Genomic DNA, 24568 nt, shown 5'->3' with positions numbered 1-24568 from the left:
CGGGACCGGACAACTGGGACGACGAACCTGCCTGGGTGTACGAGATCACCTGGGAGTGGGAGCCGCTGCCCGGACAGCGTTATCCAGGCGATCCGGGACAGCGGAGAGCTGTGCACAAGCCGATCTACGAGGCGTCCCGGGGGTCCGGGCCGGCCAGTTCGGCACCTGTCAGCTCCGCGCCGGACAGCTCCGCCCCGGTCAGCTCCGCCCCCTTCAGCTCTGCCCCCTTCACCTCTGCCCCCTTCACCTCCGCGCCGGTCAGCTCTGCGCCCGTCAGCTCCGCGCCGGTCAGTGGGGCCGCGCCCGTAGGGCCGGATTCGCGGGAGCGCGGGCGAGGGCGGGCGACGGTGGGTGGTGCGCCGGTGCCGCCGCCGTCGTGGCCGGAGAATCCGCATGCGTCGGCTGATCGGGCTGCCGCGGTGGATCCGCATTTGTCCCGGGACGAGCCCTCCTGGAACCGGCCGATCCGGATGCACGATCGGGTGACAGATGCGCCCGCTCCGGAACAGCGCCGAAGGGCTCCTGTCTATGGGCGTGCCGCCGACGAGGGCCAGGCCTATGGGAGCGCGCGGCCGGGTGCGGGGCACGGGGTTCCGGTCAATCCGGGCCATCCACCCGTCAATCCCGGCCAGCCACCCCTCGGCTCCGGCCGCCCACCGGTTGTTTCCGGTTCGCAGCCGCCGGTCAATCCTGGACATCACCAGGCGTCCGCGCCGGTCTCGCCGGGAGGATCCGGGCGTCCGCCCGCCGGGCGGGTGCCGCAGCAGCCTTCGCCTCCGGAGGGTGGCCAGTGGGGGCGCGGCCAGGCGCCGTCGCCGCAGGGGTACTCGCCGGCACCGCAGGGTCCGGGGCGGGGTGGATATGGCCCCGGGCCGCAGCACGGTGGGCCTGTTTCGCCGTCACACGGGGGGCCTGTCTCGCCGTCACACGGGGGGCCTGTTTCGCCGTCTTACGGTGGTGCGGTGCCGGGGGTCCACGGTGCGCCGTCTCCTCGGCGGCACGATGGGCCGGGGCCGCAGGCTCCGGGTGGGCCGCGGCATGGTGCGCCCGGCGCGGGTTCGCAAGGTGGCCCGGTCCATGGCGGGCCGGTGCGCCCGGACGCCGTTGGACGTCAGGGTCCGGTTCCGCCGCCGGGACGTTTCGGTCAGCCGGTGCCGCCCGGCTCTGGTCAGGGACCGGCTGGTCAGGGACCGGGTCGAGGGTGGCCCGAGCAGGATCCCGGCTATCAGGGCCGGCGTCACGCGCCTCAGCCGGATGCTGAGGGGCACTCGGTCTCCGGGCCGACGTCACCGGCTGGTCCTGCCTACGGCAGCGCGCGACCGGCGCCACCGACCGCTTTCCCGGCCTACGCGGATGAGCGCCAGGACCGGACGGGGCACGGTTCGGAGACGCCGTTCAACCTGCGCCCGGTTCCCCCGGAGCGCGCCACGCCGGCCACCGCGCGCCCGGCGCCCCAGCCGACCCGGGTCACACCGCAGCAGCCGGTGCACCCGTCCGCGGTCTACCCGTCCGTACCTGGTCAGCCCCCAGCCGTTCCGGGCGCCGGCCCTGTCGCGCCGGCATCGGGTCCGGCCGGGCGCGGCCCGGTCGCGCCGGCATCGCGTCCGGCCGGGCGCGGCCCGGTCGCGCCGGCATCGGGTCCGGCCGGGCGCGGCCCCGTCGCGCCGGCATCGGGCCCGGTCATCCCCGGTTCGGTGCCGCCGGTGTCCGGGCCGGGCGCGGTTCCGGGAGTGGCGGAGGCATTGGCCGGGCCTGCCGTGACTCCGGTATCCGGGCCTGTGGGCACGCCCACGCCCGGACGTGCGGGGTCGTTCGAGCCGGCGGATCCGGCCCGGCCGCTCGACCCACGCCGGGCCGAGCCGGAACGCGGCGGGATGCCAGTGGACCGCACCCAGGTGATCCGTCCGGGTTACGGCCGACCCGAAGCGCCTGCCGGGCCTCACTCCGCCCGTCCGGACGAGCTTCACTTCGCGCGTACGGATGTCGGCTCGGCGGCTGAACAGGTCACCGCACCGCCCGCCGACGCCAGCCCCGCGCCCACCACCGGGGCACCCCTGGGTGCCGGTGACGCGGGCGTGGACGTGCCGTTCAGCGCTGATGAAGTCGGCCCGCCGACCACAGGGGCACCTGCGGGCAGCGCGCTCACACAACCTGATGTTGCTGGTCCGGTCGCGGAGTCCGGCAGTTCCGCCACGGCGGAGCCGCACGGACTGGGCTGGCTGCTGTCGATGAGCGGTCTGGGAGCGATCACTCCGGTTCCGGAGGACGAAACGGCTCCGGCCGAGGTCGAAGAGCCGGTGGCCGCCGCGCCGCAGCCGCCGCCCCAGGGCTGGTTCGCACCCGCTGTGGAGCTGGACGACGACGCCGAACCGGAGCAGGAGTCCAGCACCGAGCCGGAGCGCCAACCGGAGCCGCACCTGGAGCGCGAGCCCGACCGGGAACGCGAGCCGGAGCCTGCCGCCGAGCCGGTGCACGAGCCTGTTGCCGAGCCGGTGCAAGAGGCTGTCGCCGAGCCGGTGCCGGAAGCCGACCCGGAGCCCGACGTCGCTGTCAGCGCCGACCCGGAGCACGACGCCGCCGTCAGCGCCGACCCGGAGCACGACGCCGCCGTCAGCGCCGACCCGGAACCCGACGCCGGCAGTGAGCTCGACTCCGCATCTGTGCCGGCCGGCGATGCCGGGGCGGAGGCCGGGACGAGTGTCGCGGCGGACCAGGCCGCCGAGGCGATCAGCACCGAGGTCGTGGTCACGGCGGCCGAGGAGCCGGCGGGTGAGCAGATCCACCCCGCCGTCGAGGATGCCCGGGCTGACGCGGAACAGTTCGAGTCCGGCGAGACAGCCGGCGAGCACGACGAACGCGACGCTGTCGCCTGGACCGCGACGAGCACGGGTGCCCAGGACAGCCTCTACTCCGGTGAGGGCTGGACCGAGGTTCCCGCAGCCGTCGAGGCCACGGTCACCCCGGTGTCGCCCGCCGCGGCGTGGACCGGCGAGCCGGACGTCGACCTGCCCGTAGCGGGCAGCGCACCGCACGACGTCCCCCCGATCACCGAGAGCTGGGCCGCCGCAGGCCAAAACGAGGCGCGTGACGATTTCGCGGCACCCGAGGACAGCACAGCCGACCGGACGGCTCCGGTCAGCGCCATCCCGGTCAGCGCCATCCCGGTCAGCCCCCCGCCCACCCCGGGCACGCCTGTCAGTGCCCCACCGGCCGCCGGCACACCGGTCAGTGCGATACCTGTCTCGGGCGCAGCCGCCGATCCGGTGTCCGGCACCGGTGTTTCAGGCTCTGACTCGGACGCGGTGTCACCTGTCTCCGGGGCATCGGACGAAGCCGTCCTGGAAATCGTCGCGGTCTCGGAGCCGGACGAGCCTGTCCCCGGCAGCCATGACGACGCCGATGAGCCCGAGGCACCGGCCGAGCCCGAGGCACCATCGCCGAGCGAGCCGGACACCCCACCGGCCGGCGTCCCAGCAATCAACCCGGTCAGCGAGCCGGAAAGCCGGCCCGCACCCGAACCGGAGAACCGGCCGGCTCCCGAGCCGGTCAGCGAGCCGGAAAGCCGGCCCGCACCCGAACCGGAAAGCCGGCCGGCCGACGCGGCGCCCGCCCAGCGCGCCAGACCCGTCCGGCAGCGGCGCGAGCAGACGGAGCAGCGCGGCGAACGCCGTCGCCGGGACCCGGAGGAGATCCTCGCCGCCCACCGGTGGGTGTTCGACCCGGAGACGCTGCGCGAGCAGGTCGAGGACCCGGACCGGCTGTGGGATCTGGCGGACCGCCTGACCGACCGCCTGGAGTTCGCCGAGCGGGACAACGTCCGCTCCGGGCTGCTGGGTCTGCGCGCGGTGGTGTCCCGTGTCCTGGGTGAGCTGGACGACGCCCTGGCCGACGCCCGGGAGTCCCTGGAACACGCGGAGGCCGACGGCGAGCTGCGCCCCGTAGCGACCGCCCAGGCCCGGCTGGCGCACGTCCTGCAGTGGCGCGGCGAGTTCGCCGAGGCGGACCGGCTCTATGAGCAGGCCGACTCGGTGGAGTTGCCCGCGCGGCTCCGGGCGGAGATCCGCGAGCTGACCGGACGGTCCGCTTCTGATCAGGGTCGGTTCCTGGAGGCGGTCAATCACTTCGAGCGGGCGCTGAGCGTGCGCGGCGATGACGACCCCGAGCTGGTGGAACGGATCGAGCTGGCGCTGGACGCGATCGCCCGGCGCACCGGGTCCGGCGGCTGGGGTCCCTATCCGCGGACCCGGGACGAGGTGCTGGGCGTGCCCGCGGCGCCCACCCCGCTGCGGGACGACGGCGCCGGGCTGTGGGGGTACGCGGCCGCGGTCGAGCCAAGGTATGTCGAGGCGCAGCCGTTCGCCGAGGGTGTGGCGTGGGTGCGCCGGCCGGACTCGCCGGCGTGGGAGCTGATCGACACCGACGGCGAGCTGGTGATCTCGGCCGCTGCCGGGTACTCCGGCGCGTCCCGGTTCGCCGAGGGACTGGCCTGGGTCACCCGGGACGGCGGGTGGGTGGCCGTCGACCGGCAGAACCGGCTGGTCGTACCCGGCGGATTCGAAGAGGCCCGGCCGTTCCGGCGTGGGATGGCGCTGGTCCGGCAGGGTGGCCTGTGGGGCGCGGTGGACCGGCACGGCCGGATGGCGGTGCAGCCGCGGTTCCGGCACTTCGCGACGGTGCTGCAGACCGGCGGCACGGTGGACGGGTTCACCGACGAGGGCCTGGCGGTCGTCGACGACGGTGCCGGCTTCGGTGTGCTGGACCGGGCCGGGCAGCTGGTGGTGCCGCCGGTGCACGCCGGTGTGGTGATCCACCCGTCGGCGTTCCTGGTCCGGGACCGGGCCGGCGCCTGGGGCGCGCTGGACCGGCGCGGTGAGCCGCTGGTCGACGTCGCGCACCCGGACCGTGACGAGGTGGTGGAGCGGGTGCGGCGGCTGCTGCCGGACAACCGGCCGATGCTGTAAGTAGGGTCGGGTGCATGGAGCACCGTCATCTCGGCCGTTCCGGCCTACTGGTCAGTGAGATCGCCTACGGCAACTGGATCACCCACGGGTCCCAGGTGGAGGAGGACGCCGCCACCGCCTGCGTGCGCGCCGCCCTGGACGCCGGCATCACCACCTTCGACACCGCGGACGTGTACGCGGGCACCCGCGCGGAGGAGGTGCTGGGCCGCGCGCTGAAGGGTGAGCGCCGGGAGGGCCTGGAGATCTTCACCAAGGTCTACTGGCGTACCGGGCCGGGCCCGAACGACAGCGGCCTGTCCCGCAAGCACATCCTGGAGTCGATCAACGGTTCGCTGCGCCGGCTCGGCACCGATTACGTCGACCTCTACCAGGCGCATCGGTACGACCATCACACTCCGCTCGAAGAGACCATGGAGGCGTTCGCCGACGTGGTCCGCCAGGGCAAGGCGCACTACATCGGTGTCTCGGAGTGGAGCGCCGACGAGATCCGTGCCGCCAAGCCGCTCGCCGACGCGCTGCACGTACGCCTGGTCTCCAACCAGCCGCAGTACTCGATGCTGTGGCGGGTGATCGAGGCCGAGGTGGTGCCGGCGTCGGTGGAGCTGGGCCTCGGCCAGATCGTCTGGTCGCCGATCGCCCAGGGCGTGCTGACCGGAAAGTATCGGGCCGGGGAGCAGCCGCCGGCCGGTTCCCGGGCCACCGACGAGAAGTCGGGGGCGGGTTTCATCGCCCGCTGGCTGGAGGACGACGTGCTCAACGCGGTGGCCCGCCTGAAGCCGCTCGCCGAGCAGGCCGGTCTCAGCATGGCGCAGCTGGCGGTGGCGTGGGTGCTGCAGAACCCGAACGTCTCGGCGGCGATCATCGGCGCGTCCCGGCCGGAGCAGGTGCACGACAACGTCAAGGCGTCCGGGGTGAAGCTCGACGAGGGGCTGCTCAAGGCCATCGACGAGATCCTCGATCCGGTGGTGACCCGCGACCCGGCGCTCACGAAGAGCCCGGACAAGCGGCCGTGACGAGCGGTGGGAGGGGCCGTCAGCGGCCCCTCCCACCGGCTGTCAGTCGCTCCAGAAACGCATCAGCTGGAAGCCGCCGCCGTACAGCCACTCGGGCACGCCGAGCAGGCCGGCCAGCCCGTTCACCAGGTCGAAGAAGTACGTGCCGACCTGGGTCTGCCAGAGCAGCAGGAACAGCACCAGGAAGCCCCACGGCGCCGCCAGGTTCCAGGCCCGCTGGTACGCCGGGCTGAAGAACGGCGAGATGATGCCGCCGCCGTCCAGGCCGGGGACCGGCAGCAGGTTGAGCACGCTCGCGGTGACCTGCAGGAAGGCGATCAGCGCCAGCGCCGCCCAGAACTCGATGTGCTCGCCGCTGACCGAGGCCAGCTCACCCTCGCGGAAGGACAGTTCGGGCGCCAGCCCGGCCAGGAAGGGCACCGCCAGGATCAGCGCCAGCACCACGTTGGTGAGCGGGCCCACCGCGCTGATCAGCGAGTCCTTGACCTTGCTCTGGATGTACCGGTGGTCGACCCAGACCGCGCCGCCGGGCAGGCCGATGCCGCCGAGGATCACCACGATCACCGGCAGCACGATGGAGAGCAGCGGGTGCGTGTACTTCAACGGGTTGAGGCGCAGATATCCGCGGTCCGCCACGGTCAGGTCGCCGGAGAGATATCCGGCGAGGGCATGCGCGTACTCGTGGAGGCACAGCGAGAGGATCCAGCCCGAGATGACGAAGATGAACACGTCGACCCGGACGTTGCCGAATCGCGTCCACGTCATGATCCCGCTGACCACGAACACCGCGACGATGCCGACGAAGACCGGGCTGGGTACGAAGGCGTTGCGCGGGGTCCGCGTGTAGACCGGTTCGTACGTCACGTCAGTCCGCCGGGGCCAGGCTCATCTGGTAGTCGACCCGGTCGTCCTCGACCAGCACGACCGTGTTCACGCCGGCCGCCTGCAGCTGCCGCCACTCCTGGCCGATCCAGGACTCGGCGTCCGCCTGGCTGCTGAACGTCTCGGCCGGCCCGTCGACGGGCTTGCCGTCGACGTCCTCGTACCGCCAACTCCACGGCATTGAGCCGCCCCCTCACGTCGTCCGTCGGTGGGCTTCCACCCTACGGCGTCGCCGCGTGCGACCCGGCTCTAAGGTACGGGGCATGTCCGAAGATCGGTGGAACACGGTCCTGGTGCTCGGCGGAATCCGCTCCGGCAAATCCGCGTTCGCCGAAGCCCTGGTGGCTGACGCGCCGGCGGTGCGCTATGTCGCCACCGCGGCCGGCGGCGAGGACGACCCGGAGTGGCTGGGGCGGATCGAGGCGCATCAGCGCCGCCGCCCGCAGGCATGGTCGACCGAGGAGACCGGCGCCGACCCGGCGCGACTGGTGACCCTGCTCGGCGACGCCAAGCCCGACGAGACGCTGCTCGTCGACGACCTCGGCGGGTGGGTGGCCGGGCTGCTGGACCCCGCGCGTCAGCCCAACGACGACGAGGCCGACGTGGCGGCGCTGGCCGCCGCGGTGCGGTCCTGCCCGGCCCGGCTGGTGCTGGTCAGTCCCGAGGTGGGGCTGTCGCTGGTGCCGGTCACGCCGGTCGGCCGGGCGTTTGCGGACGCCCTCGGCACGACCAATCAGGCGCTCGCCCAGGCCTGCGACGGCGTGGTGCTGGTGGTTGCCGGGCAGCCGACGTGGCTGAAACGGACCACGGACGTCGCCGTGCCGAGCACCGCGGCGGCCGCGGTGCCCCAGGACCGGCGACCCGCCGTGCTGTCCACCGCGCCGCCGGCCGTGGCCGCTCCCCCGCCACCCCCCGTCGCGACCCCCGTCGCGGCGAGCCCCACCGCCACCCCCGTGGTGACAAGTCCCGCCGCCACCCCCGTGGTGACAAGTCCCGCCGCCACCCCCGTGGTGACAAGTCCCGCCGCCGAGACGACGACCGCAGACGATCAGGACGCGGATGGCCGCGCCCTGACCGCCGCCCTCGGTGAGGCCACCACCGCACTCCCCCTCGTCGCCTCCGGGCTCACCGAGATCAAGCCCGGCATGGACCTCCCGCTGCCCAGCAGCGACTCCGGCCCGGACGCGCGGGACCGTCTGCCCGGCCTGGACCTGCCCGGCGCCGGGCTGGGCGCGCTCGGCGAGGCGATCGAGTTCGCCGCGTCCACCCAGGACACCATGCGACCGGACCCGTGGTCGGCGGTGCGCGTCGTGGTGATCGCCGGGCGGCACGCCGGCGGCGCCGCCGCCGGCGCCGACCCGTTCGACGTCGAGCGCCGGGTCGTCGAGGCCGAGCAGGGCGCCGGGCTGCTCGGCCGGCTCGCCGGTCAGGCCGGCGCGGACCTCGCGGTGCTGCGCACCGCGGAGGCGGGCGCCATGGAGGACGGCCCGGTCACCGACGACGCCACCGTCGAGGCCGCCATGCGCGACGGCTGGAAGCTCGCCGACGCGGCCGCCGACGCGGGCAAGCAGGCCGTGCTGCTGGCCGGACTCGCGCCCGGCCTGGAGGCGGCCGCCACCGCGGTGCTCGCCGCCACGACCGGCGCCGAGGCGGTCGCCATGCTGCCGCGGGTGCTGCTGCCGGGCGGGCGGTTCGACGACAACGCCTGGATGGTGCGCTGCGCGGCCGTACGCGACGCCCTGCACCGCATCCGCCAGGAGTCCCGCGGCGCCACCGACATCCTCCGCGAGCTGGCCGGCCCGGACGTGGCCGTGGCCGTGGGCGTGCTGCTCGGCGCCGCCGCCCGCCGGCTGCCGGTGCTGGTGGACGGCCCGCTGGGCATCGCGGCCGGCCTGGTGGCCCGTGACCTGGCCGCGCAGACCCGGCACTGGTGCCTGCTGCCCGAGGCCGGCACGCTCGCGCTGGTCCGCCAGGGCGCCGACGTGCTCGGGCTGACCCCGGTGGTGCAGATCGGCCTGGACCTGGGCGAGGGCGCCAACGCGCTCACCGTGCTCCCGGTCCTGCGCACCGCGATCGGCCTGGCGTCGGCGCTGCCGGTGCACCCGGCGCTGCTGGCGGAGCACGGCGACGACGGTCTGGACACGGGCGCCGGGGACACCGAGGACGACGAAGCCGACGAGGACGACGCCGAGGAGACCGAGTTCGCCGAGCCGGAACCGCACGGCCCGGGCCCGGCCACCACCGCGGGTGCCTGACGCGCCTCGGCCGGCGGTCGCCACGCTGATCGACGGGGTACGGCTGGCGGTCACCACCCTCACCGTGCTGCCATTGCGTGCCGGCCGGGTCGACCGCTCGACCGCCGCGGTCGCGATGGCCGTGGCGTCCGCCGTCGGCGCGATGCTGGGCCTGGTGCTGTCCGGCCTGCACGAGGGCCTGCGCGCGGCCGGCTCGCCCGCGCTGGTCGCCGCCGGCGTGACGGTCGGCGCCGGCGCGCTGCTCACCCGCGGACTTCACCTGGACGGGCTGGCCGACACCGTCGACGCGCTGGGTTCGTACCGCACCGGTCCCGCCGCCCTCGACATCATGAAGAAGCCGGACATCGGGCCGTTCGGGGTGGCCGCGATCGCCGTCACTCTGCTGATCCAAACCGCGGCGCTCACCGCGGCCGGACCGTGGGCGCTGGTGACGGCCTGGGCCGCGGGCCGGCTCGCGGTCACCGTCGCCTGCCGCCGGGGCGTGCCGGCCGCGCGCCCGGCCGGGCTGGGCGCGCTGGTCGCCTCCACGGTGCCGCTCGCGGTCGTGCTGACCGCCGCGGCCGCCGTCGCGGGCCTGGCGGCTGCCGCGGTGCCCGGCCGTCCGTGGCAGGGGCCGATCGCCGTCGCCACCGCGATGCTGGCGGTGGTCCTTCTGGTGCGGCATTGCGTACGACGATTCGACGGCGTCACCGGCGATGTCCTGGGCGCAGCCGTCGAAGCAGCCACCACAGTCACCCTGGTGACCCTCACCCTCGCCCCACCCAGCGTGTGAACTTCCGGCTCGATACGCACCCCAACTTCACACGCTGAATTGCCCACGCTCAGCTCAACCCGGCGTGTGAACTTCGGGCTCGATACGCACCCCAACTTCACACACTCGGGGCTGTGCGCGCTTGGCCCGCTGATGGGGCGGGACCGCCGGCCTGGACCGGCCGCTTCAGCCCGGCGGCCGCGCTGCGGCCCGGGCCACCCACTCAGGTCGCGGTGTGGCCCCGGGATGACACTGCTGTCCGGGACTTCACCGTGCGTACCAGATCGGGATGAAGATGGGGAGACGCCGAGCGTTGGCGGACCGCGGGTTTCTCAGCGGACCGACGGCGTGACGAACGGCGGCTTGACGATGCGGACCTCGATGCGCTTGCCGCGGATGTCGACCTGGACGAGGTCGCCGTCGGCCAGCCCGGCGGCCGTGTCGAGCAGGGCGAGCGCGATACCGACCTTCTTCGTCGGTGAAAACGTGCCGCTGGTCGTCTCGCCGACCGGCGCGTCGCCCGCGTAGACCCGCATGTGGCCGCGCGGGATGCCGCGGCCGGTGAGCTCCAGGCCGCGGAGCTGGCGGCGCGGGCCGGCGGCCTTCTCGGCGACCAGCGCGTCACGGCCCCAGAAGGCCGGCTTGTCCCAGCCGACCGCCCAGCCGGAGCGGGCCTGCACCGGGCTGATGTCGAGGGTCAGCTCCTGGCCGTGCAGCGGATATCCCATCTCGGTGCGCAGCGTGTCCCGCGCGCCGAGGCCGCACGGGCGCACCCCGGCCCCGATGATCGCGTCCCAGACCGCGCCGGCGTCGGCCCAGGGCACCACCAGCTCGTAGCCGTGCTCGCCGGTGTAGCCGGTGCGGCAGACGGTCAGCTCGGTGCCGGCGAACGTGGCCGTGTCGAACGACATGTAGCTGTGGCCGGTGGGCAGGCCCAGACCGCCGAGGATGCCGGCCGACTGCGGGCCCTGCACCGCGAGGACGGCGAACCCGCGGTGCTCGTCGGTGACCGTGACGCCGTCCGGCGCGGCCTCGGCGAGGCGGCGGACGACCTCGGCGGTGTTCGCGGCGTTCGGGATGAGGAACACGTGGTCGTCGCCGTGCAGATAGGCGATCAGGTCGTCGACGACGCCGCCGGAGGCGTCGCAGCAGAGCGTGTACTGCGCCTTGCCGGGGGCGATCCGGCCGAGGTCGTTGGTGAGGCAGGAGTTCACGAAGGCCGCCGCGCCGGCGCCGCGGACCCGGGCCTTGCCGAGGTGCGACACGTCGAAGACGCCGGCCGCCTCGCGCACCGCGGCGTGTTCGCGCAGGACGCCGCCTCCCGCGTACTCCAGCGGCATGTCCCAGCCCCCGAAAGCGGCGAACTTGGCGCCCAGGGCGGCGTGACGATCATGCAGCGGGGACCGGAGAAGCTCGGCAGACATGAGACTCAACTTACCGGTGACCTTGGGTGTGGTTAGAGTCGCGGGGACAACACCTCTTCCCAAAGCCGGGAACCCACCCACCCGTGGCGTACCGGCTCGACGTCCGGAGCGCCCGAGTGACCCAGCCCAACCTCAGCCTGGTCGACACCGACCCGGCCGAATTGGCGGTCGATGCCATCGTCATCGGCCTGCACAGCCAGCCCGAGGAGGACGGCGCGCTGCTGCCCGCGGCCGGCGCCGAGAGCATCGCCGCGGCGTTCGACGGCAAGCTGACCGCGACGTTGGCCCTCCTCGGCGCGAGCGGCGCGCCGGGTGAGGTGACCAAGCTCGCCACGCTCGGCACCATCGCCGCGCCGCTGGTGGTCGCGGTCGGCCTGGGCAGCGAGCCGACCGGCCCCGCCCCCGAGCTGGAGACGCTGCGCCGTGGCGCCGGCGCGGCGGTCCGTGCGCTGGCCGGCAGCAGCACCGTGGCGCTGGCTCTGCCGCTGCCCGACGAGGACGCGACGCCGGCGCTGCGCGCGCTTCTGGAGGGCGCGCTGCTCGGCTCCTACCGGTTCGCCGGCTACAGGACGAAGCCGCAGAACGGGCGCCGCGACCCGGTCGCCGCTCTGCAGCTGCACGTCCCGGACGCCGCCGACCCGGCTGTCCGGGCCGAGGTGGAACGCGCCGGGGTCGTGGCGCGCGCGGTGCGGCAGACCCGGGACTGGGTCAACATGCCGCCGAACGAGCTGCGTCCCCCCGGCTTCGCCGACCTGGTGTCGCAGGCCGCCAAGGAGGCCGGTCTGGGTGTCGAGGTGCTCGACTTCGAGCAGCTGAAGGCCGGCGGGTACGGCGGCATCGTGGCGGTCGGCCAGGGCTCCGAGGCCCCGCCGCGGCTGGTGAAGCTCACCTACACGCCGTCCGGTGTCACCGACCCGAAGCGGATCGCCCTGGTCGGCAAGGGCATCACCTTCGACACCGGCGGCGTCAGCATCAAGCCGGCCGCCGGCATGTGGGAGATGAAGTCCGACATGGCCGGCGCGGCCGCGGTGGCCGCCACCCTGCTCGCGGTGGCCGAGCTGAAGCCCCGCGTCGCGGTCTCCGGATATCTGGCGATCGCCGAGAACATGCCGTCCGGGTCGGCGTACCGGCCGGGCGACGTGATCACGATGTTCAACGGCAAGCGGGTCGAGGTGTTCAACACCGACGCCGAGGGCCGGATGGTGCTCGGCGACGCGATCGCCCGGGCCTGCGCCGACGGGACCGACTTCCTCTTCGAGGCGTCCACGCTGACCGGTGGGCAGGTGGTCGCGCTGGGCAAGCGGATCTCCGGTCTGATGGGGTCGGACGAGGCCACCGACCTGGTCAAGGCGGCCGGCGACGCGGTCGGCGAACCGGCCTGGCGGATGCCGCTGCCGGACGACGTGCGCAAGGGCATGGAGTCGGAGATCGCCGACATCTGCCAGACCAACTCGAGCCTGGACCGGGCCGGGCACATGCTGCAGGGCGGCGTGTTCCTGCGGGAGTTCGTGGCCGACGGCGTGGAGTGGGCGCACATCGACATCGCGGGGCCCAGTTACCACTCGGGTGAGGCGTTCGGGTACTGGACCAAGGGCGGCACCGGCGTGCCGGTGCGCACGTTCCTGCGCCTGATCGACGACCTGGGCTAGGCCCCGGGGCGGCGCCGCTGCCGTTCGTTGTAATCGCGCATCCGCTGCGGATAGCCCATCAGGTGCACGTCGTAGATGGGCATCGACAGCTGATGCGCGAAACGACGGGCGACGTCCGGTGAATGGATCCGGCGACGGGTCCATTCACCGTCGTGCGCCACCAGCAACAAAGTGGTCTCGGTCACTGTCGTCTGTGGTTCGACGAAGGCCTCGACTCCACGCCGGGACTGAACGAATTGCGTAAGATGCTCGAGATCGGCCTTGTCCAGGGGCCGCCCGCCGGGCCGGCTCGCTGCGGGACGTCGCCGAAACCAAGCCACTGCCGCTCCTCACGTTCGATGCGGCAAGGGTACGTCGAGCCGACGTGTCATGGGGCACCTGACTGCATTGACCGGCTCCGGAAGTGACAAGATGTCGGTGACGGGACTGTGACCGTTTCCATTGTGTGACCCACATGGCGACGATGCGACTACTGGAGTCAACGTGAGCCAGCCCAACGGCGGAACCTTCGACATCGTCATCCTCGGCGCCGGCAGCGGTGGTTATGCGGCCGCACTGCGTGCGGCCGAGCTAGACCTCTCGGTCGCTCTGATCGACAAGGCGGAGCTGGGCGGCACGTGCCTGCACCGCGGCTGCATCCCGACCAAGGCGCTGCTGCACGCGGCGGAGATCGCGGACCAGACCCGCGAGAGCGAGCAGTTCGGCGTCAAGGCGGACCTGGTCGGCATCGACATGGCCGGGGTCAACTCGTACAAGGACGGTGTGGTCGGCCGGCTGTACAAGGGCCTCACCGGTCTCCTGACGCACAACAAGAACATCACGGTGGTCTCCGGCGAGGGCAAGCTCGTCAGCAAGGACACCGTCGAGGTGAACGGCCAGCGTTACACCGGCCGCAACGTCATCCTGGCCACCGGCTCCTACTCGCGCTCGCTGCCCGGCGTCGAGGTCGACGGCACGCGGGTGCTGACCAGTGAGCACGCTCTCAAGCTGGACCGGGTGCCGGCGTCGGCGATCGTGCTGGGCGGCGGCGTCATCGGCGTCGAGTTCGCCAGCGTGTGGAAGTCGTTCGGCGCCGACGTGACCATCATCGAGGCCCTCCCCCGGCTGGTGGCCGCGGAGGACGAGGACGTCTCGAAGCAGGTCGAGCGCGCCTTCCGCAAGCGGAAGATCAACTTCAAGGTCGGCAAGCCGTTCGAGAAGGTCGAGCACACCGACAACGGGGTGCGGGTGACCATCGCCGGCGGCGAGACCCTCGAGGCCGAGGTGCTGCTGGTCGCGGTCGGACGCGGCCCGACCACCGCCGACCTGGGGTACGAGCAGCAGGGCATCACCCTCGACCGCGGTTTCGTGATCGTGGACGAGCGGCTGCGCACCGGCGTCGGCAACATCTTCGCCGTCGGTGACATCGTGCCCGGCCTGCAGCTCGCGCACCGCGGCTTCCAGCAGGGCATCTTCGTCGCCGAGGAGATCGCCGGGCTGAACCCGGCCGTGATCGACGAGGCCGGCATCCCGCGGGTCACCTACTCCGACCCCGAGGTCGCCTCGGTCGGCGTCACCGAGGCCAAGGCCAAGGAGATGTACGGCGCCGACAAGGTCTCGACCTACAACTACAACCTGGGCGGCAACGGCAAGAGCCAGATCCTCAAGACCGCGGGCTTCATCAAGCTCGTGCGGGTCGCCGAGGGTCCGGTGGTCGGTGTCCACATGGTCGGGGCGCGCGTCGGCGAGCTCGTCGGCGAGGCCCAGCTCATCTTCAACTGGGAGGCCTTCCCCGAGGAGGTCGCCCAGCTCGTACACGCCCACCCGACGCAGAACGAGGCGCTGGGCGAGGCCTTCCTCGCGCTCGCGGGTAAGCCCCTGCACGCGCACAGCTGATCTCTGACAATCGCGTTTAGGAGTTTGGGGAAAAGATGCCGGTATCGGTAACCATGCCGCGGCTGGGTGAGAGCGTCACCGAGGGCACCGTCACGCGCTGGCTCAAGCAGGAGGGCGAGCGCGTCGAGGCGGACGAGCCGCTGCTCGAGGTCTCCACCGACAAGGTCGACACGGAGATCCCGTCGCCGGCCGCGGGTGTGCTCACCCGGATCGTGGTCGGCGAGGACGAGACCGCTGAGGTCGGCGCGGAGCTGGCCGTGATCGGCGGGGACGGCGACGATGCCGGCTCGGCCGCACCCGCGGCGCCTGAACAGCAGGAGCAGCAGGAGCAGCAGCCGGAGCCCGAGCCCGCCGCCCTCGACGAGCCGTCGACCGAGAAGCCGGTCGAGGAGGAGACGCCCGCGCCGCAGACCGCCGGCAGCTCCGCTCAGAACGGGCAGGCCGAGGGCACCGCGGTGAAGATGCCGGCGCTCGGCGAGAGCGTCACCGAGGGCACCGTCACCCGCTGGCTCAAGCAGGTCGGCGAGACCGTCGAGGTGGACGAGCCGCTGCTCGAGGTCTCCACCGACAAGGTCGACACCGAGATCCCGTCGCCGGTCGCCGGCACGGTCCTGGAGATCAAGGTGCCCGAGGACGAGACCGCCGACGTCGGCGCGGAACTCGCGATCATCGGCGCCGCGGGCAGCGCGCCGGCTTCCGCACCGGAGGCTCCGAAGCAGCAGGAAGCCCCCGAGCAGGAGGCCCCCAAGCAGGAGGCCCCCAAGCAGGAGGCCCCCAAGCAGGAGGCGCCGGCTCCGCAGCCGCGGATCGAGTCGGCCCCGGCTCCGGACGTGGTCGGCGCGTCGTACGCGACCCCGTCGGTGGCCGATGAGACCGCGCAGTCCGCCCCGTCGCAGCCCGCCCCGTCGCAGCCGGCCGCTCCGGCCGCCGAGACGGTCAAGGCGAACGGCGCCGGCGACGCCGGTTACGTGACCCCGCTGGTCCGCAAGCTGGCCGCCGAGAAGGGCGTGGACCTGTCCTCGCTCACCGGCACCGGCGTCGGTGGCCGCATCCGCAAGCAGGACGTGCTGGACGCCGCCGAGAAGGCCGCCAAGCCGCAGGAGAAGGTGGCCCCGGCCGCGGCCCCCGCGGCGGAGAAGCCCGCCAAGCCGGAGCCGAGCCCGCTGCGTGGCCGCACCGAGAAGCTGACCCGCATCCGGGCCACCATCGCCCGGCGCATGGTCGAGTCGCTGCAGGTCTCGGCGCAGCTCACCACGGTCGTCGAGGTCGACGTCACCAAGATCGCTAACCTGCGGACCAAGGCGAAGGCCGACTTCCAGGCCAAGCACGGCGTGAAGCTCACCTTCCTGCCGTTCTTCGCGCTGGCCACGGTCGAGGCGCTGCAGCAGCACCCGGTGGTCAACTCGTCGATCGACACCGAGGCCGGCACGGTCACCTACCACGGCGCCGAGCACCTGGGCATCGCGGTGGACGCGCCGAAGGGTCTGGTCGTCCCGGTCATCAAGGACGCCGGCGACCTGAACCTCGGTGGCCTCGCCAAGCGGATCGCGGACGTCGCGGAGCGCACCCGGAACAACAAGATCGGTCCGGACGAGCTCGGCGGCGGCACCTTCACGCTGACCAACACCGGCAGCCGGGGCGCGCTGTTCGACACGCCGATCATCAACCAGCCGCAGGTCGGCATCCTCGGCCTCGGCGCGATCGTCAAGCGCCCGGTGATCGTGAACGACCCGAACCTCGGCGAGATCATCGCGCCGCGGTCGATGGTCTACCTGGCGCTCAGCTACGACCACCGGATCGTGGACGGCGCGGACGCCGCCCGCTTCCTGATGACGCTGAAGGAGCGCCTGGAGGGCGGCAACTTCGAGGCCGACCTCGGGTTGTAGGAGCATCGAAAAACGGGGCACGCCGTGAGGCGTGCCCCGTTTGTTTTGCGCAGCGGGATCTTCGGGCAAGAATCAGGTCATGCGGATCGTCATGGCCGGAGCCTCCGGGTTCCTCGGCACCCGGCTCGCGGACCGTCTCCACCGACGCGGCCACGAGCTCACCCGGCTGGTACGCCGGCCCACCAACCGTCCCGGCGAGGCCCGCTGGGACCCGTCGCAGGGCCGGCTCGACGCGGCGGTGCTGGCCGGCGCCGACGCGGTGATCAACCTGGCCGGGGCGGGGATCGGCGACCGCCGGTGGACCACCCGCTATCAGCAGGTGCTGCGGTCCAGCCGGATCGACACCACCGAGACCATCGCCCGGATCCTCCGGCAACTCCCGGACGGCGAGCGGCCACGCACCCTGCTCCAGGCGTCCGGCGCCGGTTGGTACGGCGACACCGGCGACCAGGCCGTCACCGAGGACGCGCCGGCCGGGACCACCTTCCTGGCCGATCTCTGCCGGGTGTGGGAGGCCGCGGCCCGGCCCGCCGAGGACGCCGGTGTCCGTGTGGTGCTGATGCGCACCGCTCCGGTCGTCCACGCCTCCGGCTCGCTGCTCAAGCCGCTGCTGCTGCCGTTCAAGCTGGGCGGTGGCGCGCGCATCGGCGGCGGCCGGCAGTGGTGGGCCTGGATCTCGCTGGCCGACTGGCTCGACGCGGTCGAGTTCCTGCTCGAGCGCCAGGACATCAGCGGTCCGGTCAACATGGTCGCCCCGGAGCCGGTGACCAACGGTGAGTTCACCCGGCTGCTGGCCAAGCAGCTGCGCCGGCCCGCCCTCCTGACCATTCCCGGTCCGGCCCTCGACCTGGCCCTCGGTGGCCTCGCCGGGGAGTTGCAGCGCAGCCAGCGGGTGCTTCCCGGGGTGCTGTCCGGCGCCGGGTTCACCTTCACCCACCCGGGGATGGAGGCCGCTCTGGCGGCCGCGCTGGGCAAGCATCCGGCGCCGGCACCGTGATCCGCGGCGACTGAACCGGGCGTTGGCTTCCCTGCATCCGGCGGGAGCTTGCTAACCTGCGCCTTGATGTCAGTCGCCGTCCCCACCTCCGCCGCCCCCACGGACCCGCCCGCAGGGCTTGCGGTCGCGCCGCTCCGAGCCCGTCCGTGGCGTGTCCACCTGACCGTCGCGTTGATCGCGCTGGCGTTCGCCGTCTATGTGACGAACGGGTTGTGGCGCGATCCATATCAGCACGTGCTGTCCGACAACGTCGGGGATCAGGCGTGGTTCGAGTGGCTCCTGGCGTACGGCGTGCACATGCTCGGCACCGGCGCCGACCCGTACTTCGCCGAGATGATGAACGCCCCGCTCGGCGTCAACCTGGCCGCGAACACGTCGATCACGGTCTACACCCTGCTGTTCGCGCCGCTGACGCACCTGGCCGGCCCGCAGATCAGCTTCGTGACGATCCTGACGCTGAACCTGGCTGCCTCCGCCTTCGCGTGGTACCTGTTCCTGCGGCGCTGGCTGGTCTCCAGCGCGTTCGCGGCCGCGGTGGCCGGCCTGTTCTGCGGCTTCGCCCCCGGCTTCATCTCGCACGCCAACGGCCACCTGAACTGGACCGCCGGCTGGGTCGCCCCGGTGGTGCTCTGGCGGGTGCTGAAACTGCGCGACCAGGGCCGCTGGCTGCGCAACGGCCTGATCCTCGGCGTTCTGCTGGCGGTCTGCTTCTCGATCGCCCCGGAAGGCCTGTTCTACGTCGCGCTGGCCAGCGGGGTGTTCCTCGGCGTGTGGGCGCTGGCCCGCCCGGTGCGGCGCGAGGCCTGGGAGGCGCTGCCGACCGTGCTGCGGGCGCTGGGCGTGACCGCGGTGGTGGCCGGGACGCTCCTGGCGTACCCGCTGTACATGCATTTCGCCGGTCCGCAGGTGTTCACCGGCACCGGCTTCAACCAGCGCTACTTCGTCGAGGACGCGGCGTCGTTCCTGTCGTTCCCGAGCCGTTCAGTCGCGGCGCTCTTCGGCTACGGTTCCGGGCTCGCGCCCAACGCGACCGAGGAGACGTCGTACTTCGGTGCGCCCCTGCTCGTCCTCACGATCGCCGCGTTGGCGTTCCTCTGGGAGCGGGCGGCGCCCGGCCGGCAGGCCACCCTGCGTGCCATCGCCGCGGTGGGCGTGGTCTTCATGGTCCTGTCCTGGGGCCCGCGGCTGAACTGGATGGGCAGCGAGGTCGCCGACTTCCCGCTGCCCTACGGCGCGCTGACCCGGCTGCCGCTGTTCGACTCGGCGTTGCCGTTGCGGTTCGCGCTCGTCATGATCGGTGTCATCGGCATCCTGCTGGCGCTCTTCATCGAGACGCTGCTGGACCCGGAGAAGGCCTCGGCGCGGGCACGTGCCGGGCTGGGCGTGGCGGTCGCCGTCGCTCTTCTGCCGATCTTCCCCCTGCCGGTACGACACCAGGAGCGCGCCGCCGAGCCGGACTTCATCCGGGACGGCACGTGGCAGCAGTACGTCTCGGAGAACGGCGTGCTCACCGCGCTCCCGTTCGCCCTCAACGTGCACGCCGACGGGCAGCGCTGGCAGGCGTACACGATGGCCCGCGGCGGCGCCCAGTTCCGCATCCCGGACGGCTACTTCCTCGGCCCGCAGGTGGCCGGCGAGGAGGGCCGCAAGATGGTCGGCCGGATCGGCGCCCCACCGCGTGCCACCGACTGGCTCTTCACCCGCGCCGCGCTGTACGGCTACGTCCCCCAGCTCACCGCCGTCGACCGGGCTCAGGCGCGGGCCGACTTCGCCTACTGGGGGGTCGAGGCGGCGTTCCTGGCCGACGAGATCACCGGCTCGGACCACCGGATCCTGTTCCGGGAGGCTGTGCTCACCACCGCCACCGAGCTGCTCGGCCCGCCGGAGCGCGTGGACGACGTGCTGGTGTGGCGGATCCGCCCGGGAGTCGATCCGGTCGACCGGTGAGTACGCTTACCGCTGTGACTTCCTCCGTTCTCACCGTCCTGCGCCCCGGTCTGGTCGACTACCGGGAAGCGTGGGAGGAGCAGAAGCGTCTGCACGAGGGCGTGGCCTCCGGCGACCGGCCGGACACCGTCCTGCTGCTGGAACATCCGAGCGTCTTCACCGCCGGCAAGCGCACCGAGCCCGCCGACCGGCCGTTCGACGGCACCCCCGTCGTCGACGTGGACCGCGGCGGCAAGATCACCTGGCACGGGCCGGGGCAGCTGGTCGGCTACCCGATCCTGCGCCTTCCCGACCCGGTCGACGTGGTCGCCTACGTGCGGCGCGTCGAGCAGCTGCTGATCGACGTCTGCGCGGAGTTCGGCGTGGCCGCCGAGCGCGTCGAGGGCCGCAGCGGGGCGTGGGTGCGGGCCACCGACGGCGGGCCGGACCGCAAGATCGCCCAGATCGGCATCCGCGTGTCGCGCGGCGCGACCCTGCACGGCTTCGCGCTGAACTGCGACTGCGACCTGACCAACTTCGATCGCTTCGTCCCGTGCGGCATCCGGGACGCGGGCGTCACCTCGCTCAGCGCCGAGCTGGGCCGGCCGGTCCCGGTCGCCGAGGTGCTCCCGGTGGCCGAGCGGCACCTGCCGACGCTGTTCTGATGGCCGCGCTCTACCGCAACCCCCGCGACAAGCGGGTCTTCGTCCCGACGAAGGACGGCCCGGTGCGGCTGAACTTCGCGCACCCGGTCGCCTGGACCATCCTCGTGCTGATGACGATCGTCCCGTTCACCATCGTCGCCGTGGTCACGCTGCTGGTCGTGCTCTGACCGGCAGCCGCCACACGGTGTACGACCACCCTTTCGTCTCGCAGCCCAGGAACGCCCCGGCCGCGGCGCAGCCGGACGGCACCACCCCGGGCAGGGTGCCGACCAGCTCGTCCGAGTGCAGGCCGGTGACCCACATCCGGCCGCGCCCGGCGCGCAGCATCAGGTCACCGGCCGGGACACCGCGCCCCAGGTCGCTGAGCACCCGGCCGCTGACCGGGTCGAGCCGGACGGTGTGCCCGGCTCCGGTCTCGGCGATCCCGTCCCGGTAGGAGACCCATCCGTCACCTCGCCAGCGGGTCTCCCCGGTGGCCGGGACGACGGCAGTCACACCCCGCTGATCGGTCACGCAGACCAGCGGGCCGCAGGCCTGCACCGCGGACGGCAGGGCGGACTTGATCTCCCACAGGGTCGCGAGGTCCGGCAGGCGCAGCGCCAGCACGGCCGAGCCCCGGAACAGGTAGGCCCGGTCGCCGACGACCGAGAGGACCGGCCGGTAGCCGTCGGGTTGCACGTCCGTCGTCCGGGCCGCCAGGATCCGCCCGCTGGCCGCGTCCCGCACCACGGCACGCCCCTCCATGTCCAGCGTGACCACATGACGACCGGCCTCGTCCCGGCCGGCGAAGTCGGCGATGCCGGCGCTCTTCCACAGCGCCCGGCCACTCGCCAGGTCGACCAGGGCGGTCGTGCCGTCCTGGTCGTCCCACTCACTGTGCAGCGCACGATCACCGACCACGGTGACCAGGTGGGCGGGCTCCTGCCAGCGCGGCCGGCCGGTTCGGCCGTCGAGGACGGCCAGGTTGTCCATGGTTCGCACCACGACCGCGTCACCGGATTGACTCAGCTCCACGTCGCTGTTCGGAGCGGCCAGGCGCGTCGCCCAGACGACCGCCCCGCCGGGAGTCAGTGGCTGCGCCCTGACCTCGGCGTAATCCACGCCCTCGCCCGCCTCGTCGACCGGCTCCTCGGCAACCGGCACCGTGACCGCCGTGACCAGCATCGACTGGGTCAGCAGGCTGGCCAGCAGGGGACCGCCGGCAACGGTCACGGTCCGGAACTCGCCGGGGTGCCCCGGCCCGGCCGCCCCGCCGAGCAGGAGCAGCAACGACACGGCGAGCAGCGGCGCCAGCCACCGCGGAACGGCCGGGCGTCCGGCGGAGCGACCGGCCGGCGCGGCATCGAGATCGATGAGCACCGGCACAGTCGACCCGGTCACCGGTGAAACCGCTGTGAAGCTACGGCGCGATCCGGTGCACGTCCCGGGGGAACGCGGTGACCTCGCGGACGTTCGACGCGCCGGTCAGCCGGGCCACGAAACGCTCCAGGCCGATCGCCCAGCCACCGTGCGGGGGCAGGCCGTAGCGGAAACCGTCGAGATAGCCCCGATAAGCCGCCGCCTGCCCGCCGAGCACCCGCAGATAGTCCTCGTACCGATGCAGCCGCTGCCCGCCGGTAACGATCTCCAGGCCGCGGAAGAGCAGGTCGAACCCGTTGGAGAAGGCCGGGTCGGCCGGGTCGGGATGGGTGTAGAACGGCCGCTTGCGCATCGGATAGCCGGTCACGAACAGGAACTCCGAGCCGTGTTCCCGCCGCGCCCACTCGCCCAGCGCCCGTTCGTGCGCGGGCGCCAGGTCCGGCTCGTCGGCCGGCGCACCCGCGATCCGCAGCGCCTCGGTGAACGGCACGGCCGGGATCTCGGCCGGCACCTCCGGCGTCTCCAGCCCGGTCCGCCCGGTGATCTCCGCGGACATCCCGGCCAGCGTGCGGGTCAGCGCCGCCATCACGTCCCGGTGGTCGGCGATGAAACCCATCTCGGCGTCCAGCGACGTGTACTGCGCCAGGTGCCGCGCGGTGTCGCTGGGCTCGGCCCGGAACACCGGCCCCACCTCGAAGACCCGCTCCAGCACGCCGACCATCAGCTGCTTGTAGAACTGCGGCGACTGCGCCAGATAACCCGGCCGCCCGAAGTAGTCGATCGCGAAGACGTTCGCGCCGGACTCGGTCGCCGACTCCACGATCTTCGGCGTGTGGATCTCGACGAATCGCTGCGCCTCCAAGGCCTTGCGGAACCCGGCGGTCGCGGCCGCGGCGACCCGCAGACTTCGCGCGCGGCTCGGGTGCCGCAGCGCGAGGGCAGCATGGTCCAGCTGGGCGGGCAGACCCGCGCTCAGCGCCGGTCGATGCAGTTCGAACGGCAGCGGTACGCCCACCGCGCTCAATTCCACGACGGCCGGCCCGGTCAGCTCGACCCCGCCGGGCGCCTGCGCGTTCGGGGTGACCCGGGCGGACACCTCGACGACGCTCTCCTCGGTGAGCCGTTCCAGCTGCGCGCGGGTCGCCGGGTCGGTGACCACCACCTGACTGAGCCCTTCGGCGTCCCGGACGATCAGGAAGGCCACCGACTTGAGCAGACGGCGGCGGTGGACCCAGCCGGCGATCGTCACCGTCTCGTGGACGTGTGCGGCCAGGTGTGTGGAGAGGATGCGTTGCATGGCGGGACCTCCTCTGAGTGCTGCAACGCGGCCCCAGGGAGGTGCGGGCGAGCGGGATCCTCGCGGTACCACCGCACCTTCGCGCCACCGGTGTGGAGGCGCCTCTTGTCGTACACCGGCTCCGGGGTGTCTTCCCGCTCCGGAGCTCGGGCCGCCCTCCCAGCTACCAGCGGCTCTCTCGTCCGGCCTGTCGGAGCGGTACTCGGTCCCATCAATGCCGTGACGGGAGACGTTAGCTCCTTTCGTACCGATGTGCACCTGATTTTGTTTCGGGCCGGTGAGTGCACTCACACCCTGCGTCAGGTGGGCCGTGGGCGGGCGTATCTTCGGACTGTGACTATTGCTCCCGAGGGCCGCCGCATGCTGCGCATCGAGGCGCGAAACGCCGAGACTCCCATCGAGCGGAAGCCGCCGTGGATCAAGGTCAAGGCGAAGATGGGCCCCGAGTACACCCAGATGCGCGGTCTGGTGCAGAAAGAGGGCCTGCACACGGTCTGCCAGGAGGCCGGCTGCCCCAACATCTACGAGTGTTGGGAAGATCGCGAGGCCACCTTCCTGATCGGCGGCGACCAGTGCACCCGCCGCTGTGACTTCTGCCAGATCGACACCGGCAAGCCGGCCGAGTTCGACGCCGACGAGCCGCGCCGGGTCGGCGAGTCCGTCGCCACGATGGGTTTGAAATACGCCACGGTCACCGGCGTCGCCCGCGACGACCTGCCCGACGGCGGCGCCTGGCTGTACGCGGAGACCGTCCGCCAGATCCACAAGCTGCAGCCCGGCTGCGGCGTGGAACTGCTGATCCCCGATTTCAACGCCGAGCCCACCCAGCTCGCCGAGGTCTTCGGCGCGGCCCCCGAGGTGCTCGCGCACAACGTCGAGACCGTCCCGCGCATCTTCAAGCGGATCCGTCCGGGCTTCCGATACGAGCGCTCCCTCGACGTCATCACCCAGGCCCGGGCGGCCGGCCTGGTCACCAAGAGCAACCTGATCCTGGGCATGGGCGAGGAGCGCGCCGAGATCTCCACCGCGCTGCGCGACCTGCACGCCGCCGGCTGCGAGCTGATCACCATCACGCAGTACCTGCGGCCGACGCCCCGGCACCACCCGGTCGAGCGCTGGGTCAAGCCGGAGGAGTTCGTCGAGCTGCGCGAGGAGGCCGAGGAGATCGGCTTCTCCGGTGTGATGAGCGGGCCCCTGGTCCGGTCGTCGTACCGGGCGGGCCGCCTCTACCAGCAGGCCCTCGCCGCCCGCGGCTGACGCTCTTTACGCAGCCGGCGCCCGCTGACTCCAGCGGGCGCCGGCTTTTGCATGTCCCGCCCACCTCGGCCGGCTCCCAGCCGGCGACTTGTGCGCCGACGAAAACGGGCGCCGCCCGGTGGGACCAGACCCACCGAGCGGCGCCCTACTCACACAACAAAGCCTCTACTTCTTGCCCTTCTTACCCTTCTTGCTTTTCTTCGCGGAACCCGGGCCCGCCCCGGCCGTGGCCGGCGTCACCACCGGCCCGAGCAGCTTCGCGAAGATCATCAACAGCGGGGCCACCCATGCCCACCAGGGCACTGTCGACCCGGGCCCGAACAACGCGTCGATGACCCGATAAGCCACGTCCATGGCGTTGTCCATCATTG

At 72.7% G+C, this 24568-nt stretch carries 20 protein-coding genes; 12 read left to right on the top strand and 8 right to left on the bottom strand.

The features are described from left to right. Positions 1-124: 124 nt before the first annotated feature. The gene (locus AC0NH5_RS18845) at positions 125-292 is read right to left on the bottom strand and encodes a pentapeptide repeat-containing protein (RefSeq protein ID WP_474405698.1); all 168 of its coding nucleotides are present in this window, start codon (positions 290-292) and stop codon (positions 125-127) included. Positions 293-2228: 1936 nt separating this feature from the next. Between AC0NH5_RS18845 and AC0NH5_RS18840 the strand changes: the two genes are divergently transcribed. Together AC0NH5_RS18840 and AC0NH5_RS18835 are read left to right on the top strand one after the other, a co-directional pair. After that, on the top strand, positions 2229-4961 hold the full coding sequence (locus AC0NH5_RS18840; protein WP_474405404.1) for a WG repeat-containing protein: 2733 nt from the start codon (positions 2229-2231) through the stop codon (positions 4959-4961). Positions 4962-4975: 14 nt separating this feature from the next. Then, on the top strand, positions 4976-5974 hold the full coding sequence (locus AC0NH5_RS18835) for an aldo/keto reductase family protein (RefSeq protein ID WP_474405402.1): 999 nt from the start codon (positions 4976-4978) through the stop codon (positions 5972-5974). Between the two features lie 42 nt (positions 5975-6016). Here AC0NH5_RS18835 and AC0NH5_RS18830 read toward each other — a convergent pair whose 3' ends face one another. Together AC0NH5_RS18830 and AC0NH5_RS18825 are read right to left on the bottom strand one after the other, a co-directional pair. Further along, complete coding sequence (locus AC0NH5_RS18830; protein WP_474405400.1) at positions 6017-6838, bottom strand: site-2 protease family protein; 822 nt, start codon at positions 6836-6838, stop codon at positions 6017-6019. 1 nt (position 6839) lies between these two features. Further along, the gene (locus tag AC0NH5_RS18825) at positions 6840-7037 is read right to left on the bottom strand and encodes a hypothetical protein (protein WP_474405399.1); all 198 of its coding nucleotides are present in this window, start codon (positions 7035-7037) and stop codon (positions 6840-6842) included. 82 nt (positions 7038-7119) lie between these two features. Here AC0NH5_RS18825 and AC0NH5_RS18820 point away from each other — a divergent pair, with 82 nt between their 5' ends. After that, entirely contained in the window at positions 7120-9111 is a 1992-nt protein-coding gene (locus AC0NH5_RS18820; protein WP_474405397.1) for a bifunctional adenosylcobinamide kinase/adenosylcobinamide-phosphate guanylyltransferase, read from the top strand. Continuing rightward, positions 9104-9883 (top strand): adenosylcobinamide-GDP ribazoletransferase, encoded by a 780-nt coding sequence (locus tag AC0NH5_RS18815; protein ID WP_474405395.1) that lies wholly within the window; start codon positions 9104-9106, stop codon positions 9881-9883. The genes AC0NH5_RS18820 and AC0NH5_RS18815 overlap by 8 nt, the downstream gene beginning before the upstream one ends. Before the next feature lie 311 nt (positions 9884-10194). On the opposite strand, the gene gcvT is transcribed toward AC0NH5_RS18815, so the two are convergent. Then, complete coding sequence (gene gcvT / locus AC0NH5_RS18810; RefSeq protein WP_474405393.1) at positions 10195-11286, bottom strand: glycine cleavage system aminomethyltransferase GcvT; 1092 nt, start codon at positions 11284-11286, stop codon at positions 10195-10197. A gap of 116 nt (positions 11287-11402) precedes the next feature. Between gcvT and AC0NH5_RS18805 the strand changes: the two genes are divergently transcribed. Then, positions 11403-12935 (top strand): leucyl aminopeptidase, encoded by a 1533-nt coding sequence (locus tag AC0NH5_RS18805; protein ID WP_474405391.1) that lies wholly within the window; start codon positions 11403-11405, stop codon positions 12933-12935. Here the strand turns inward: AC0NH5_RS18805 and AC0NH5_RS18800 are convergent. Continuing rightward, positions 12932-13255, bottom strand: coding sequence for a hypothetical protein (locus AC0NH5_RS18800; RefSeq protein ID WP_474405389.1), 324 nt, complete (start codon positions 13253-13255; stop codon positions 12932-12934). The two genes, AC0NH5_RS18805 and AC0NH5_RS18800, sit on opposite strands and share 4 nt — an antisense overlap. A 163-nt stretch (positions 13256-13418) precedes the next feature. Between AC0NH5_RS18800 and lpdA the strand changes: the two genes are divergently transcribed. From lpdA to AC0NH5_RS18770, 6 genes are all read left to right on the top strand, one after another. Next, positions 13419-14810 (top strand): dihydrolipoyl dehydrogenase, encoded by a 1392-nt coding sequence (gene lpdA, locus AC0NH5_RS18795; RefSeq protein ID WP_474405387.1) that lies wholly within the window; start codon positions 13419-13421, stop codon positions 14808-14810. Between the two features lie 35 nt (positions 14811-14845). Beyond that, positions 14846-16696 (top strand): 2-oxoglutarate dehydrogenase, E2 component, dihydrolipoamide succinyltransferase, encoded by a 1851-nt coding sequence (sucB, locus tag AC0NH5_RS18790; RefSeq protein ID WP_474405385.1) that lies wholly within the window; start codon positions 14846-14848, stop codon positions 16694-16696. A gap of 79 nt (positions 16697-16775) precedes the next feature. Next, the gene (locus tag AC0NH5_RS18785; RefSeq protein ID WP_474405383.1) at positions 16776-17693 is read left to right on the top strand and encodes a TIGR01777 family oxidoreductase; all 918 of its coding nucleotides are present in this window, start codon (positions 16776-16778) and stop codon (positions 17691-17693) included. Between the two features lie 66 nt (positions 17694-17759). Continuing rightward, the gene (locus AC0NH5_RS18780; protein ID WP_474405382.1) at positions 17760-19640 is read left to right on the top strand and encodes a DUF6311 domain-containing protein; all 1881 of its coding nucleotides are present in this window, start codon (positions 17760-17762) and stop codon (positions 19638-19640) included. 14 nt (positions 19641-19654) lie between these two features. Continuing rightward, complete coding sequence (lipB, locus tag AC0NH5_RS18775; RefSeq protein ID WP_474405380.1) at positions 19655-20284, top strand: lipoyl(octanoyl) transferase LipB; 630 nt, start codon at positions 19655-19657, stop codon at positions 20282-20284. After that, positions 20284-20451 carry a peptide ABC transporter substrate-binding protein gene (locus AC0NH5_RS18770; RefSeq protein ID WP_474405378.1) on the top strand — a complete coding sequence of 56 codons (168 nt, stop codon included), beginning with the start codon at positions 20284-20286 and terminating at the stop codon, positions 20449-20451. Before lipB ends, AC0NH5_RS18770 begins: the two co-directional genes overlap by 1 nt. Here AC0NH5_RS18770 and AC0NH5_RS18765 read toward each other — a convergent pair. Both AC0NH5_RS18765 and aspS read right to left on the bottom strand, forming a co-directional pair. Beyond that, entirely contained in the window at positions 20429-21664 is a 1236-nt protein-coding gene (locus tag AC0NH5_RS18765; protein WP_474405376.1) for an outer membrane protein assembly factor BamB family protein, read from the bottom strand. The genes AC0NH5_RS18770 and AC0NH5_RS18765 overlap by 23 nt on opposite strands. 19 nt (positions 21665-21683) lie before the next feature. Beyond that, on the bottom strand, positions 21684-22940 hold the full coding sequence (aspS, locus tag AC0NH5_RS18760; protein WP_474405374.1) for an aspartate--tRNA(Asn) ligase: 1257 nt from the start codon (positions 22938-22940) through the stop codon (positions 21684-21686). Between the two features lie 360 nt (positions 22941-23300). Between aspS and lipA the strand changes: the two genes are divergently transcribed. Continuing rightward, positions 23301-24197 (top strand): lipoyl synthase, encoded by an 897-nt coding sequence (gene lipA / locus AC0NH5_RS18755; protein WP_474405695.1) that lies wholly within the window; start codon positions 23301-23303, stop codon positions 24195-24197. A 165-nt stretch (positions 24198-24362) separates the two neighbouring features. On the opposite strand, the gene AC0NH5_RS18750 is transcribed toward lipA, so the two are convergent. Further along, the gene (locus tag AC0NH5_RS18750) at positions 24363-24551 is read right to left on the bottom strand and encodes a hypothetical protein (RefSeq protein ID WP_474405372.1); all 189 of its coding nucleotides are present in this window, start codon (positions 24549-24551) and stop codon (positions 24363-24365) included. Positions 24552-24568: the final 17 nt, after the last annotated feature.

It is taken from the genome of Actinoplanes sp. 13 (assembly GCF_056134165.1).
This window is presented reverse-complemented; position numbering and strand designations above follow the sequence as displayed.